Below are 14,803 nucleotides of genomic sequence, written 5' to 3'. Positions count from 1 at the left end.
GGAATAGGCATCGCTCGTTCCAAGAGCAGATGACTGCTTGACGGGTGTACCCAATTATGATTGATTGTTGACAATCGATCAACGACGAAAGGACCTGTCGTGAACGCCCGATCAGCTCAAAATTTCGTCCGTATTCCGAAGGCGACCTTTCGCGCTCATATTGTCGACAGTCTCCGTAGCGCGATCTTGAGTGGTGAAATCGCGCCCGGTGCTCAGGTCACGGAGTCGAGCCTTGCCGAGCAATTCGGTGTCAGTCGCGGCCCTTTACGCGAGGCCATGCGGCAACTCATCGACGAGGGCTTGCTTGTCACGGTCCCCTATACTGGGACGCATGTGGTCGAGCTTTCGGTTGATGACATCCGCGAGATTTACTCGATGCGCGTCAATCTGGAGATTTTCGCCTTTGAGCTTGTCTGGGGTCGCCGCGATCAGTCTTTCCGCGAAGGTCTCCATGCCCGTCAAGCGGCGCTGACCCGCTGCATCGATGCCGAGGATGATGTCGCAAGCATCGACGCGGAACTCCAGCTTCACGGCTTCGTCTACGAAGTTTCCGGACACAAGATCCTTATCAAGACCTGGGAGAGTATCCGTGGGCGCCTCCAGCTCTACTGGGCTGCGCATCACCGAGCCCACGGCATTCGCGGCCCCCGGCGCGAGGGGCACGACAGTTATGTCGAAAATGCGCTCGGCGACGACTTGGAGGCCATGCGTTCCGAAATCAAAAATCACATGGCGCGCGGTGGCCAGCAAACTGAAGAATTTCTGCTCGGATTGGCACCTCAAGCTCCAGACCAACGACATCTTCGCGCCGGAGCTTCGAAATGACGGTTGCCGAGCATCACAAGCTTTCCGTCCTGATGATTGGATGCGGAAATATGGGGACGGCGATTGCAAGCGGCGCAGCCATACGCCTGCCAAGGATCGATATTACCGCCATCGACCCCAATGTCGAAAGAGCCAGGCAGCTTCTGCCTCAACAGGCTCCCGTCAAGGTGCTTGCCGATTTCGAGGAGTTGGGTGAGCGCCATTTCGATGTTTGCATCGTGTCGGTGAAACCACAGCATGTCGAGGCCGCGCTTCAAGCAGCACAGCAATATCTGTCTGGCGCGCTGATTATCTCGATTGCCGCTGGAATTCCCATTCAAAAATTGCAGGACGCCACTCCCGACCTCCGGCGCTTCGTCCGCGTGATGCCCAATCTCCCGGCTTTGGCGGCCTCTGCCATGAGTGTCGGCTTTGCCGATGCAGACGTTCTTTCCCAAAGCGACAGGAAAATCGTGGAGGAGATTTTCGGCGCGATCGGACGGTTTTGCTGGCTGGTCAGCGAAAACGACATTGATCTTGCGACCGGCGTGACGGGAAGTGGACCTGGCTACGTGTTCGCTTTCACCGAATATCTTCAACGTGCCGCCGAACAGATGGGTTTTCCGGACGACGTGGCCGAGCAGTTCGCGCGTCAGACCGTTATCGGCGCGGCGCGGCTTCTCGAACAGGATACGCGATCCGCGCATGATCTGAAAGTCGCCGTAACCAGTCCCGGAGGAACGACGGCCGCCGGACTGGCGGTTCTGGAGGCGCCGGAAGCACTTCCGTCACTTCTCGCCAAAACCACGGCAGCAGCGGCCGACAAGGCCGCAGAACTCGCAGACACCCAGCCATAAGAGCCGAAAAGGCCGAAACCGGTTATGAACCACAGAGGAACAGAGTAATGAAAACGACACGCAGAACTATAGTTGCTATGGCCGCCGCAGCGATCGCTGGTATTGCCATGCCCGCAATCGCTCAGGATGCTTCCACACTCGATCGTATCAAACAGGACAAACAGCTTCGCATCGGCGTTACATCGGCCGAACCGTGGTTCTTTAAGGATCCGATGACCGAAAAATGGACCGGCGTCGGCGTCGCGATGGGCGAAAAACTGGCAGCCAACCTTGGAGCCACACTGGTGCCGGTCGAAACCACCTGGGCGAATGCTGTCGCAGCGCTTCAGGCCAATCAGATCGACCTCATGTTCGTCCTTGATCCGACGGAAGAGCGCAAGAAGGCAATCGACTTTCCGGAAGCTCCGCTCTTCTACTATGCGATGGGCGCGCTGATCGCGGCAGATTCCGAGGCAAAGACCTGGGAAGATATCGACAAGGCAGGTACGCGTATCGGCGTCACGCTTGGCACTTCGCTCGACAAGAATGTAACGGCGCTGGTGAAGAACGCCGAGATCAACCGTTTCTCCAACAACGATGAGGCGATCGCAGCATTTGCATCAAAACGCGTCGACGTCGTCGTGCAGTTTCATCCGGCGCTCGTCGTTCAATACTCCCGCTTGAAACTTGGCAAGGTGATACTGCCGACACCCGTCAACCCGGTGCCCACAAGCGCCGGTTTGCGCAAAGAATCGAATTCCGCGTTCCGCGACTGGGTAAGCGAGCAGTTTGCAGCGCTGTACAAGGATGGCGTTCCAGATCAGATCTTCGGTGCCTATCTCAAGTCGAAGAGCATCGATCCCACCGGAATTCCTGGCCTGGTTAAAGAAGCCTGGAAATAACTCTCGGGCCCGCAGGAGGGGAGCGCTCGCTTCCCCCTCCTGCGTATCTCACATTTCGGACGAAAGGATGATCGCCAGCGATGCTTGCGCGATCACGGCTTCGCTTATCCAAGGATCTGCTTCTCATGAGCTATCAATGGGATTTTTCGGGCGTATGGTCCAGATGGGACATATTGGCGGTCGGACTCGTCAACACCATAAAAATCGCCGGAATTTCAATCGTTCTCGGCGTGATCGTCGGTCTGTTTCTCGCTTTTTTCAAGCTTTCGCCAAGAAAATATCTATCGGTTCCGGCCACTGCTTTCATCGAGTTTTACCGCAACACCCCACCAATCATCCATTTTTTCTGGTTCTATTACGCGCTGCCGGTGCTGGCGAATATCAGTCTCGACCCATTCGTTGCGGCGGTCCTGGCTCTTTCCACGCAGTCGGGAGCGTTCTACGCGGAAGTTTTCCGTGGTGGCATCATCTCGATTGAGAAGGGACAATGGGAGGGCGCGCGTTCGCTTGGCATGCGGCATTCGCAGCTGATGCGGCGCATCATCCTGCCTCAGGCGATCACCCGAATGTTCGCTCCGTTCGTCGAGCGCTCTTTCGAGCTGACGAAGACGACGGCGCTCGCATCGACGCTTGCCTATGCGGACCTTCTCTATCAGGCGATGATCGTCAATAGCGAGACCTTCCGGCCTCTCGAAGTCTATACGACGATTGCCCTGATGTACGTCATCCTGCTTGTAACGGCCAGTACGCTTGCCCGTATCGCTGAAGCACGCCTGACGGCCTATCGCTGAGGAGCACGACAATGGACTATCAATTTGATTTCGAACTCGTCGTCCAAAGCCTGCCAGTGCTTTTTCGTGGATTGCTCGTAACGGTCCAGTTGTGGCTGCCGAGTATCCTGATCGGCCTTGTGGCGGGCTTTTTCCTCGCTCTCGCGCGGCTGTCAAGGAATGTAGCCCTTCGCGTACCGAGCCTGTTCTACATAGAGCTGTTTCGCGATACGCCCGTTCTGATCCAGCTTATCTGGTTCTTCTATGCCTTCCCGATCATCATCGGGGTTCAGTTATCGCCGTTTACAGCCGCGCTGCTCGGCCTCGCCCTCAACACCTCAGCCTATTCCGCGGAAATCTTCAGGGGCGGCATACAGTCGATCGCCCAGGGGCAGTGGGAGGGTGCGCGAGCACTGGGCATGCGACACTCAAAGATCCTGCGACGGATCATTCTGCCGCAAGTGTTCAAGCGAATGCTGCCAGCCTTTACGAACCGCGCCATCGAAGTCGCCAAGATGTCATCGCTCGCATCGGTGCTGTCCGTGCACGAACTGATGTATCAAGGTCGGCTGCTCAGTTCGACGTACTATCGTCCGCTCGAGATTCTGACGACCGTCGCCGTCATCTATTTCATCCTTATCTATCCCGGCACCTGGCTGTCCGCGCACATCGAGAAGCGCCTTGCAGCGAAAGCCTGAGCCGAACAAAGGAGATATCGCAATGAATGAGCCTATCCTTCGTGTCTCGAACCTGCAAAAGTGGTTCGGCGACCACCATGTCCTCAAAGGCATCGACTTCTCCGTCCAGGCAGGAGAACGCGTTGCAATCATCGGTGGCAGCGGCTCCGGCAAAAGCACCTTCCTTCGCTGCCTGAATTTCATGGAAATGCCGACGACTGGCACCATTGCCCTGGACGGCAAGGAAATCGGCAGGCTGCATGGCAAGGACGGTGGACGCCGATATCCGGAATCCGAACTCTGCACCGTTCGCGAGCGCGTCGGCATGGTCTTCCAGCAGTTCAATCTCTTCCCGCACATGACCGTTCTCGAAAACGCCATGGAAGGTCTGGTGACCGTCAAGGGCGTAAAGCGTGAGGTTGCCCGAGAACGGGCCGCGGCGGAATTGGAGAAGGTCGGCCTGAGCAGCAAGTTGGACGCCTATCCCGGCCGTCTTTCCGGCGGGCAGCAGCAGCGTGTCGCAATTGCCCGATCCCTGGCCATGGAGCCGGAAATCCTGCTGTTCGACGAGCCCACTTCCTCGCTCGATCCGGAACTGGTCGGCGAGGTTCTGCGGGTTATCCGGCAGCTTGCCGAAGAAGGGCGCACCATGCTCCTGGTGACGCACGAACTTGGGTTTGCCTACCACTTCGCAACGAAGGTTATCTTTCTGGCCGATGGCGTCTTTCAGGAAGTGGGCACACCCGACGAGGTTTTGAAAAAACCCAAGCAGGAGCGTACCCGCGCGTTCCTTAACCGTTTCACAGAGTTCGCTTTCTGAACCTGCGGATCTAAACAATTTCAAGAATGAGGAAGTTAGGAAAATGAACGCAGTCACCGCCAGCGATACGAGTTCTCAAGGGTATGTCGCGGACAGCCGTAATGAGGACGTGCTCGTCTATGTGAATGGTGAATTCTTCAAGCGCGATGAAGCAAAGGTTTCGGTCTTCGATGCAGGTTTCGTCCTTGGGGACGGGGTCTGGGAAGGCGTCCGTCTCGTCAATGGCAAAATCATCGCCCTCGATGAACATCTGGACCGTCTCTACGAGGGCGCGAATTCGATCCAGCTCGATATCGGCATGGATCGTGGGGACTTGACGGCATCGCTGCGGCAAACCTTCGAGAAGAACGGCATGACGGATGGGGCGCATGCTCGCCTGATGGTCACGCGCGGCAAGAAGAAGACGCCGAACCAGGACCCGCGCTTCGCGCTCGGCCAGGCCACCATTGTCATCGTTGCGGAATTCAAAACGCCGAAACCCGAATCCAAGACGAACGGCCTCTCGCTCCTGACATCGACGATCCGTTGCAGCACGCCCGATGTGTTCGATCTTCGCCTGAACTCCCACAGCCGCCTGAACTTCATCCATGCCCTTATTCAGGCCATAAATTCCGGCGCCGACGAAGCCTTGATGCTCGACCCACATGGTTTTGTCGCAAGCTGCAACTCCACCAACTTCTTTATCGTTCGCGGTGGGGAACTCTGGACCTCAACCGGGCGATACAATTTCAACGGCATCACGCGCAAAAAGGTGATCAAGCTTTATTCCGAAGCCGGACATGTCGTGCGTCAGCAGGATTTTACACTTGCTGAAGTCTATGGTGCATCCGAGGCGTTCGTCACAGGTACGCTTGGCGGGATCACACCGGTTACCCGGATCGATGGCCGTAAAGTGGGCGAGGGAAAGCCTGGGGCGGTCACGCAGCGGATTGCCGACCTTTACGCGGCATATATTTCGGGGTGAGGGCAGGGGAGTCTCGATGGTCACGCTCGACCCTGCCGGGGCTGGAAGTCAACCGCCTTCGCAAAGACCGCTATTCAGGATCCCTCATCGTCTGAGGGCGATCGTGCGCGCCGACGAAATCTGGCTTGTGGTTCTCGCCGGGTTCGTTGGCGTGATTGCGGGGTGTTTCGTCGCCATTATGGTGGCGATCGTTCAATGGTTGCATCATGTCCTGTTCGCCATCAAAGGCCATGAGGTCAGTGGTGCGGCGTTTATCGATCCCTGGCGGGCAGCCTGCGTTCCTGCTGTCGGCGGCATCATTCTTGGTCTGATCGGCTGGTTATCCGCGCGCCGCTCGCGCGTCTCGATCATCGACCCCGTTGAGGCCAATGCGCTGCACGGCGGGCGCATCCCAATGGCGGGAAGCCTGTTATTGGTTTTGCAGACTATGGTGTCGAACGGTTTCGGCGCCTCGATCGGCATGGAGGCCGGTTACACGCAGATCAGCTCGGCCTTCGCTTCCCGGCTTGGACAGCTTCTGCACGTGCGCCGCAGCGATCTTAGAACGCTGGTCGGCTGCGGTGCTGCCGGCGCGATCGCGGCGGCCTTCGATGCCCCCTTGACCGGGGCGTTCTACGCGTTCGAACTCATTATTGCGACATATTCCATCGCAACCTTGGCGCCGGTCGTCGTCGCCTCGATAGCGGCGGTGGGCACCATGCGTCTTTTGTTCCCGCAACAATCGTTCCAGGTGGGGTTTGCCGGAACGCTGACTGCATCGGATTATTCGCTCGTCTTCGTCATGGCGATCCTGAGCGCGCTTGTCGCCATCGTCATGATGAGAACGGTGACGCTGGTTGAGCTAATCTTCAATAAAAGCGGGCTTCCGGCATGGATGCGGCCGGCGATCGGCGGTTTGTGTGTCGGTGCCTTGGCCCTGATCACACCTGCTGTCCTGTCATCGGGCCATTCGGCTCTTCATGTGGGCTTCGGGGCATATTATACGGCGCCCGTACTTGTGATGCTGATCGGCTTGAAGGTGCTGGCCTCGGCTATTTCGATCGGCTCGGGGTTTCGCGGCGGTCTGTTCTTTGCTTCTCTTTTCCTCGGAGCCATGCTCGGCAAGCTGGTTGCTTTCGGCTGGATGCTCGTCTTCAGCCTCAAGATTCCCGGTCTGGTCGTTGGGATTGTCGGCATGTGCGCGATGGCAACGGCCGTTTTGGGGGCGCCGTTGACGATGGCGTTTCTGGCGCTCGAGACGACGGGAAGCCTGCCACTGACCATTGCGGTTCTTGCGGCCGCCGTTGTTTCATCGATCACCGTTCGACGTCTGTTTGGCTATTCCTTCGCCACATGGCGTTTCCATCTGCGGGGAGAATCGATCCGGAGCGCCGCTGACATTGGATGGATACGCGAATTCACCGTTGGAAAAATGATGCGCAGGGATGTTCGCACCGTCTCCGACGTCATGACGCTGGACAGGTTGAGGAGCGATTTCCCCCTTGGGGCGACCCAGCGTGTTACGGTAGTCGATGATGAAGGTCGGTATGTCGGAATTGTTCTCATCCCGGAAATTCACCGCGAGTTGCCCGAAGAGACAACGGCGAAAGACCTCGCTCGCTTCGCCGATACCGCATTGCTGCCGGACATGAACGTGCGTGAGGCAATGAAGGCATTTTCTACCGCCGAGGCAGACGCTTTGGCCGTGATCGATAGCAAGGCAGACAGGAGAGTGATCGGCCTGCTGGCCGAACAACACGTCCTGCGCAGATATAATGAAGAGCTTGATCGCAGACAGAACGAGGGAAGCCATAGATAGGTGGCTATTCCGTGGATCGATTGGAGATCCTGGAGTACTTTTTGATGTCCTCGAGTCCGCGCCGGGGCAAGGCAAGTATCTCGTTTCGCCGGTGAACCGGCACGACCTGAAGCTCCTTTGTCTCGATCAGACGAAGGATACGGTTGCCATATCGCGAGAGGCGGAAGAACCAGTTTTCTTCCTTGACGACTTCAAGCGGGATACCGTGCTCCGGGCATGGGAAGCCGGAAAAATCTTTTAATCATCACTTGGGGCTGCGTGACTGGAAATCAGTCTACGATCGGGGTGTCGGAAGCAAGCTGGTCCGTGGGATGAGGAGCGGAGAGGATGACGATCAGGCGGCGACAGCAATCCGGGCGATACATGGAGGTCGCACTGATCACTGCGGCAGCTTCACGGCGCCGAAGATGGCTGCGTCTTTCCCCAACAGGTAACGACCGACGTCGGTTTGCCGCCCCACACGCTCTGGAACTCGTCCCGACGTCGGTCACTTCTTGCACATCGAGACCCCTCAAAGCGATCGCGGAACGGATTACGGCATGGGCCGAGTAGCGGAACGCTCGTCCAGGCCGATGTCAGGACCATTTGCCGCGATGCCAAGTCAGAATACGAATGGCCAAATTTCACGGACACCGCGATAAATCATGTCCAAGGCAACATAGAGGATGGCGAGTAGGCCGATATAAGCTATCCAGCGGAAGCGATTCAGCAGGCGCGCGATCAGGCTGGCGGCAAGACCCATCAGGGCGACGGAGACGGCCAAACCGAAGATCAGGACCCACAGGTGCTCCCGCGCTGCACCGGCAACGGCAAGCACGTTGTCGAGCGACATGGAGACGTCGGCGACTACAATCTGCCAGGCCGCCTGAGCGAAGGTCTTGCTTGGCGCGTTGCCATCGCCGTTCTCGCCTTCGAGGGCGTGCTCAGCCGCCACCTCCTGTCCGTGGCTGGTGTGCAATTCGCGCCACATCTTCCAGCACACCCACAGCAGCAGGATGCCGCCGGCAAGCAGCAGGCCTACAATCGCGAGAAGTTGCGTGGCCAATGCAGCAAAGATCACCCGCAGTACGGTAGCGGCAGCAATGCCGATCAAGATGGCGCGGGTGCGCTGCTCTTTGGGCAGGCCAGCCGCGGCAAGGCCGATAACGATCGCATTGTCGCCCGCGAGCACAAGGTCGATCAGGATCACCTGACCGAGCGCGATCAGGGAAGCCATCGTCAGGAAGTCGAGCATGCAAGTAAGTTCCTTCTTCAGTCCGGGATCATGTCAGTTCCCGTCGTGGTCACAGTTTTAGGGCAGGGGTTGGCAGATTAGGCGGACGCCGACATTTCCGGCATCCGCAGCAGCACCGAGATCGCCTCGTCTAGCCCTCCGCTTCAGCCGAGGCAATTTTGCCTTCCAGTTCCTCGAAGTGACCGTGCACCTCAATGTCGTCGAGCAGGCCCATCCACAGCGATACGCACAATCCGACCATGACCAGCAGGAAAGGAGCCGCCGCAAGGATCGAAGCAGTTTGCAGGCCGCCGAGGCCGCCCATAACGAGCAGAACGCAGGCCGAGGCACCCGCTAGCAAGCCCCACAACACCACGATCGACGTCGCCGGGTGCTGGGTTCCCCGACAGGACAGCATGCCCATGACAACCGATGCCGCATCCGCACCCGAGACGAAGAAAACAGCGACGAGGAGCATCGACACGGTAGACGTCAATGTGGCCGCCGGATATTGAGCCAGCAAGGCAAACAACGATACGGCTGCGCCTTTTTCCGAGACGATCTCAACCAGCCCCCCTACACCGAGCAGCTCGGAATAAAGCGCCGTGCCGCCCATGATGCTGAACCAGACAAAAGTCACCGCACTTGGAATGAGGAGAACGCCAATGACGAACTCGCGGATTGTACGGCCGCGAGAAATGCGCGCGATGAACACGCCGACAAACGGTGCCCACGAAACCCACCAGGCCCAATAGAAAATGGTCCAGCCCGCAAGCCATTTGCCGTCGCCGAAAGCTGCGGTGCGGAAGGACATCGTGACAAGATCGCTGAGGTAGTAACCGAGCGACTCCGCAAGCGTGTCGAAGATGAACACGGTCGGTCCGATGATCGCGAGGAACAGGAGCAGCAGTGCCGCAACGATCATGTTCATGTTGCTGAGAAACTGGACGCCCTTGCCAACACCGGAGACTGCCGACAGGATGAACACCACGGTCAGTACGGCGATGATCGCAAGCGCGATAGCAGAGGATTCGGGTGTATGCCACAGGAAGTGCATACCGCTATTGATCTGTTGCGCACCAAGCCCGAGCGAAGTCGCGGTACCGAACAGGGTTGCTATGATGGCCAGCGCGTCGATTGCCTTGCCGATCGGTCCGTGGATGCGCTCGCCGAGCAATGGGTAAAAGCCGCTGGAAATGAGTGTCGGCAAATCGCGTCGGTAGCTGAAATAGGCAAGCGCCAGTCCCACGACCGCGTAGATCGCCCATGGGTGCAATGCCCAGTGAAAGTAGGAATACTGCATTGCGAGCAACGCCGCTTCCTTGGTCTGAGGTTGCGCCATGCCATGGGGTGGCGCGCCGAAGTGAGAGACCGGCTCAGCCACGCCCCAGAACATCAGACCGATCCCCATGCCCACGCTGAACATCATGCAGACCCAGGAGACGGTCGAGAATTCGGGTTTTTCGTCGTCGTGGCCAAGCCTGATCTTGCCGAAACGGCTTATGGCCAGGAAAATTGCAAGGATCAGAAAGAAGGCTGTGGAAGTGACAAAGCTCCAGCCAAACGACCGGATGATTGCATTCAAAGCAGCGGTCGTTACCACCGACAAGCTCGAAGGAGCCATCGCGCCCCAAAGTACAAATCCTCCAGTCACAAATATTGCCGGCCAAAAAACACTTATATCTATATTTTTGTTGTTTGCTGTCATTCGTATTTCCCCTTGTGTTGGTAGTCATTTTTTATGATTGTCTTCCAGAAGCAAACTCTGACGGGTTAATCAGGGCGGTTCGTGTTGTCTGAAATGGCTGCGGTGGAGAGAATTGCCTGTAGCTTGCGCAAGGCGTCCCGTTGGTATCCAGATTTGCCACGGCGGAACGACAGCGCATCCAGACACGAACCGCGCTGACTGCACACTCTCTTGTTGCTCGCAGGAGTGATGATGATCTCTGGGATGGTTTCGGGCTTAGGTGTATTCCGCCGGACCGTCGCGGCACCCTTCCAGATATTCCGTCCAGACTGCAAATGTCTTAATCTTGTTCTGACGCCATGGAGTGGGCGCACCGAGTCCTGACCGGCGTCCCCAAGGTCACACGACCCCTCGTCAGGAGTGGTGCCGTGAGTGTTCCTTATCTAACCGTAAAAACCTGTCATTAACTTGCCCGACAGCGACATGACGTCACAATATGGCGACAGCTTGCGGGCTGCCGACAAAAAATCATGCGCAGGGAGTTCCTGATGATTTTCAATGGCTTGTGATTATTTTTTTGGCAGAATGATTACATTCTTTGCATCGATCCCAAGCGCCTTGAGCATGTCAATTTGCGACCTGATACAATCTTGGCAAAAAGTGCAGACGCAAGGGAAACCCGCGCGGGCGGGTGCGTCCCCAAGATATGTAGAGCGTAAGGGAAGGGCACCCGCCCTCGGTAGAGGTCCAATGCGTCGGTGCGGAATTTTTTCCAGTAAGCCGTTATCTTGCCGCCGGGCTTTTCCATGCTGAGGGCGAATGGATATCCGCCAAGAGCAGCCGTGGCACCTTCGGCAGTTTCACTCCCTTGCACCTTCGGAAAGCAGGCGCAGAACCGAAGCAGAAATTCGGGCTATTGCCAAACTATCCCTTCTTCATCAGCTCACGTCCGATACGTTTGGTGGGCTCGCTACGCAACACAATTGCCGTGTTGACCGAGCCGTAGTGCGCAACAGCATCGATGATGTTTTCCCAGTTCGGCCGGCGACGGCACAATCCTTTCCGATGAAAGCAGTCTTCTCCTGTCAGCCTGAGGACCTCAATAACCTGTGGCATCTCGATGCTTTGTCAAACTGCGCGGCCATGCTGGTGAAGGCCTTGATACCGATACTATCATGATGCTGACCCGCGACGAAAACGAACGATTGTCGATACGCATGTCTCGCGTGATCTTGCGATGGTTTTGGCATGGACATCGTGGGGTCGACTGACAGCCTGTCGCGAGTATTCTATGGTTCAGGCGTAAATGTCTGGCGTGACGAGGCAGAGAGCACCGGGCCGTCCCGGCGAGACAGTCCGGAGTTGCGGTCTCCCTCCGATTTCGGGATGGTTGCCAAGGCTGTCCGGCAGCCATCCCCTGTTCTTTCCCGGGACCGCGTGTTGGGTGATAGTCCCGCCTTGCAGGAAAGAGGACCGGATTACGTGCTCATTCCGGTATAAGTCCATTGGCGCGGAACCAGGCCACCTCGTCACGCAGGGTTTCCACAACCGGCCGGAAACGCAGGCCGAGTTCGTGCTCGCTCTTGGCCGGGTCGTAGCGTGAGCGGTCGTTTTCGCCGGCAACGGTGCGCACCATCGCCCAGCTCAGCAGCACCGGGCGTCCCGTCAGTCGGGCGTAGACCTCGTAACCGGCGGCGAGCAGGTGCATTGCCCAGAGCGGGATGCGGCGAGCGGGTGCCGGCACACCTGCCAGCTGCGCAATCTGTGGCAGGAGGCTGGCCATCGTCATGTGACGCCCGGCCGCGAGATAGCGTTCGCCGCGCTGCCCCCTCTCGTCGGCAAGGATCATCGCCTGTGCAACGTCGCGTGCATCGACGACCGAGAAGGAGCCGGGCGGTATTCCGGGTAACCGCCGCAGCGCGACATCGATGACTGTCTGTCCCGCCGAGGTTGGTCCGATGTCGCCTGGCCCATGCATCCAGCCGGGCAGCACCATTGCGGCCCAAAAATCCGGATGAGCATTGAGAAAACCGAGCACAACGCGCTCGGACAGGATCTTGCTGCGATAATAGTCGTCGGCGTCGCGTGGGTCACGCAGCATGGTCTCATCGATGATTTTGCCTCGCGCGCCGTGCAGTACGGCAATCGAACTGGTGTGGACGAAGCGCCGTACACCCGTTTGATAAGCCTGCTCTAGCAAATGACGTGTGCCTTCGACATTGGCCGCGTAGAGTGCGTCCCAGTGTCGACCGCCCTTGTAGGAATCGCGGAAATAGGCGGCGGTATGGAAGACAGTCTGGACGCCCGCGAGCGCCGGCGCATAACCCGGCGGGTCGAGTATGTCACCCGTCACGATCTCCACGTCGAGGCCGGCGAATTGCTGACGTGCCTTGTCCGGGGATCGCACCAGTGCCCGTACGCGCCAACCGGCCAGGATCAACGCGCGCACCAGATTATTGCCGAGAAGTCCCGTGGCCCCCGTCACAAAAGCGAGGGGCGCGCCGTTCGGTGAGGTCGGATCGTCTGTCATTATTCAACTCCACAATTGAGGGAGCCTGTTCTATAAGGCTGGACCATGGTCCATGGTCAAGGAGTGACGGCAATGCTGATTGGAGAATTTGCCGAGAGGGCCGGCCTCAGCCAGGACACTGTGCGTTTTTATGTTCGCAAGGGGCTGCTGGCACCGCAGTCGGGCGTCAAGGGAGGCCGCCATCCCTATCAGATCTTCAACGAGCGGGATGTCTCTACGGCGCTGATGATCCGCTTTGCGCAGTCACTGGGCATGCCGCTCAAGGAGATTGCCACGATCGCCAGCGAACTTCTCGGCGAAGGCCTGTCCGCTGAGCGGGAGATCGGGATCATCGATACGCAGTTGGCGAGACTGGAACAGAAGGCCGCAGAGCTTGCGAAGCTGCTTGATTATCTGCACGCCAAGCGCAACTGGATGGCGCGCGGCAAGCCCGGCGACGAGCCCCGGTTCTCCGGAGAAGACCTTTGTCTGACGGAGATTGCGCCGCCGGCTTCCAGCTGTGCGACCGTCATGGCGAGCGAGGAGGATCAAGGTGCCTGATGCACTCCGCCACCGGTGATCAGCCTTCCGGTATTGTTTCATCCCCGGCGACGGCTTTCCGTGTGTATTCGGCCAGGCGAGGGCACAATCAGATTGCTGGCTTGACCACGCTGATTTCGGTTTTGCTGTCGAGGACGATATGCAGGTCCCGGATCATGGCGGCTGCCTGCAGAAGAGCGTTTCGCACCTCTTCATCACTGCGCCATCCGCGTTCGATGGAGAGGGCAATGGTGTGGATGTCGAGGAGACAGTCACGGCCGGGACCGGAGGGAATTCCAATTGTTTCACGCATGTCGCGGATTGTTGTCACTGCCCGTTCCAGCATCCGCCGCTTTTGCCAGCTGTCGAGATGATCGAGCCTGTTGGCGTCGCGGACAAGTTCGGCGATGAAGCTGTTCGTCAGGGTCATGGCACGAGGTTGCCGGGTTGGCGTCAACAGCAAGACCGGCTGCCTGAATTTCAGGTGCCGTTTTTTCGTCATTCCGTGACGCCGATGCATCACGGCGAGTTGATACTGAGGAGAGATTTCGCACCAGTTATTTTGCAAAATATTCCTATTTTTATCATTAGGTTGATGACTGTTTCATAAGTAATGTATGAGGTCTGTGTGTCGCCGGGCGGTCCCTGGATGGGCCGGCCGGAGAGAGCAAGGCAGGTCGTTGCGGATGACCGATGGCCGGACGTAGATGGCAAGAGTGTGGTGAGATCAACAGGAGTGAGGAGATATGAGAAAAAGAGCGTGCGAGATCCAGAATCGGTATCTCAAGGTTGCGACAATCAGCAGCTGTTTTGCCGCATTTTTGAGTTTCGGGGAAGCCGCGGCCACGCCGGCGGATATGACGGTGGAGCGCCTTCTCACCATCTGTGAAGCGTCCACTGTGCAAGAAGCGATGGTAAACGGCGACGAACTCGGTTGGAAGCGTTTAACCGATGCGGACATTGATGAGTGGCGTCGTAGCTTCGTCGGCTATAATAGCGGTTCTGTTGATGTCGTGGGGTGGCGACATGAGAGGGGAGGCGGCGCGGAGTTACTGTCGTTTTGGATTGCCGTTGGTCCTGATGGACACAAGGCGTGCGCCTTTACCACGCCAAGACCCGCCGGCTTTCTGGATGCGTTATCGGATCGGCTTGGGTCACCAGACAATCTCGACAAGAATGACGTTATCGAAAGTGTAACCGCGGCGTGGAAGCGGGGTGCGGTCGATTATTCCTTTGTTCAGGTAGGCTCGTCCGCCGTCATCAACATAAGCTCAAGTCGATGA

At 57.8% G+C, this 14,803-nt stretch carries 15 protein-coding genes and 1 pseudogene; 10 read left to right on the top strand and 6 right to left on the bottom strand.

What is annotated here, in order from left to right:
• Positions 1-99 precede the first annotated feature (99 nt).
• From QD336_RS12890 to QD336_RS12855, 8 genes are all read left to right on the top strand, one after another.
• Positions 100-825: a GntR family transcriptional regulator gene (locus tag QD336_RS12890; RefSeq protein ID WP_499170982.1), complete on the top strand. Its 726-nt coding sequence runs from the start codon at positions 100-102 to the stop codon at positions 823-825.
• Positions 822-1,661: a pyrroline-5-carboxylate reductase gene (proC, locus tag QD336_RS12885; protein WP_499170981.1), complete on the top strand. Its 840-nt coding sequence runs from the start codon at positions 822-824 to the stop codon at positions 1,659-1,661. The genes QD336_RS12890 and proC overlap by 4 nt, the downstream gene beginning before the upstream one ends.
• A 47-nt stretch (positions 1,662-1,708) precedes the next feature.
• Positions 1,709-2,542, top strand: a complete 834-nt coding sequence (locus QD336_RS12880) for a transporter substrate-binding domain-containing protein (RefSeq protein ID WP_499170980.1) — start codon at positions 1,709-1,711, stop codon at positions 2,540-2,542.
• Positions 2,543-2,667: 125 nt separating this feature from the next.
• Positions 2,668-3,333: an amino acid ABC transporter permease gene (locus tag QD336_RS12875; protein WP_499170979.1), complete on the top strand. Its 666-nt coding sequence runs from the start codon at positions 2,668-2,670 to the stop codon at positions 3,331-3,333.
• Between the two features lie 11 nt (positions 3,334-3,344).
• A complete protein-coding gene (locus QD336_RS12870) occupies positions 3,345-4,010 on the top strand; it encodes an amino acid ABC transporter permease (RefSeq protein ID WP_499170978.1) in 666 nt (221 codons plus the stop codon).
• A 22-nt stretch (positions 4,011-4,032) separates the two neighbouring features.
• On the top strand, positions 4,033-4,809 hold the full coding sequence (locus QD336_RS12865; protein ID WP_499170977.1) for an amino acid ABC transporter ATP-binding protein: 777 nt from the start codon (positions 4,033-4,035) through the stop codon (positions 4,807-4,809).
• A 43-nt stretch (positions 4,810-4,852) separates the two neighbouring features.
• Entirely contained in the window at positions 4,853-5,773 is a 921-nt protein-coding gene (locus tag QD336_RS12860) for an aminotransferase class IV (RefSeq protein WP_499170976.1), read from the top strand.
• 16 nt (positions 5,774-5,789) lie between these two features.
• Complete coding sequence (locus tag QD336_RS12855) at positions 5,790-7,571, top strand: chloride channel protein (protein WP_499170975.1); 1,782 nt, start codon at positions 5,790-5,792, stop codon at positions 7,569-7,571.
• Between the two features lie 13 nt (positions 7,572-7,584).
• Here the strand turns inward: QD336_RS12855 and QD336_RS12850 are convergent.
• The 5 genes and pseudogenes from QD336_RS12850 to QD336_RS12830 all read right to left on the bottom strand — a co-directional run.
• A pseudogene (locus QD336_RS12850) lies at positions 7,585-7,788 on the bottom strand (methionine--tRNA ligase); the annotation flags it as partial.
• Between the two features lie 384 nt (positions 7,789-8,172).
• Positions 8,173-8,805, bottom strand: a complete 633-nt coding sequence (locus QD336_RS12845) for a TerC family protein (protein ID WP_499170974.1) — start codon at positions 8,803-8,805, stop codon at positions 8,173-8,175.
• A gap of 130 nt (positions 8,806-8,935) precedes the next feature.
• Complete coding sequence (locus tag QD336_RS12840) at positions 8,936-10,492, bottom strand: BCCT family transporter (protein WP_499170973.1); 1,557 nt, start codon at positions 10,490-10,492, stop codon at positions 8,936-8,938.
• A 903-nt stretch (positions 10,493-11,395) separates the two neighbouring features.
• Positions 11,396-11,587, bottom strand: coding sequence for an Lrp/AsnC ligand binding domain-containing protein (locus tag QD336_RS12835; protein ID WP_269345769.1), 192 nt, complete (start codon positions 11,585-11,587; stop codon positions 11,396-11,398).
• A 370-nt stretch (positions 11,588-11,957) separates the two neighbouring features.
• The gene (locus tag QD336_RS12830; RefSeq protein ID WP_499170972.1) at positions 11,958-13,001 is read right to left on the bottom strand and encodes an SDR family oxidoreductase; all 1,044 of its coding nucleotides are present in this window, start codon (positions 12,999-13,001) and stop codon (positions 11,958-11,960) included.
• A gap of 72 nt (positions 13,002-13,073) precedes the next feature.
• On the opposite strand from QD336_RS12830, the gene QD336_RS12825 reads away from it, so the two are divergent.
• On the top strand, positions 13,074-13,541 hold the full coding sequence (locus QD336_RS12825) for a MerR family transcriptional regulator (RefSeq protein WP_269345771.1): 468 nt from the start codon (positions 13,074-13,076) through the stop codon (positions 13,539-13,541).
• Positions 13,542-13,629: 88 nt separating this feature from the next.
• On the opposite strand, the gene QD336_RS12820 is transcribed toward QD336_RS12825, so the two are convergent.
• Positions 13,630-13,950 carry a hypothetical protein gene (locus tag QD336_RS12820; protein ID WP_499171093.1) on the bottom strand — a complete coding sequence of 107 codons (321 nt, stop codon included), beginning with the start codon at positions 13,948-13,950 and terminating at the stop codon, positions 13,630-13,632.
• Between the two features lie 316 nt (positions 13,951-14,266).
• Here QD336_RS12820 and QD336_RS12815 point away from each other — a divergent pair, with 316 nt between their 5' ends.
• A complete protein-coding gene (locus QD336_RS12815; protein WP_499170971.1) occupies positions 14,267-14,803 on the top strand; it encodes a hypothetical protein in 537 nt (178 codons plus the stop codon).

It is taken from the genome of Rhizobium sp. BR 250 (genome assembly GCF_047445855.1).
Classification (GTDB): domain Bacteria; phylum Pseudomonadota; class Alphaproteobacteria; order Rhizobiales; family Rhizobiaceae; genus Agrobacterium; species Agrobacterium tumefaciens_I.
This window is presented reverse-complemented; position numbering and strand designations above follow the sequence as displayed.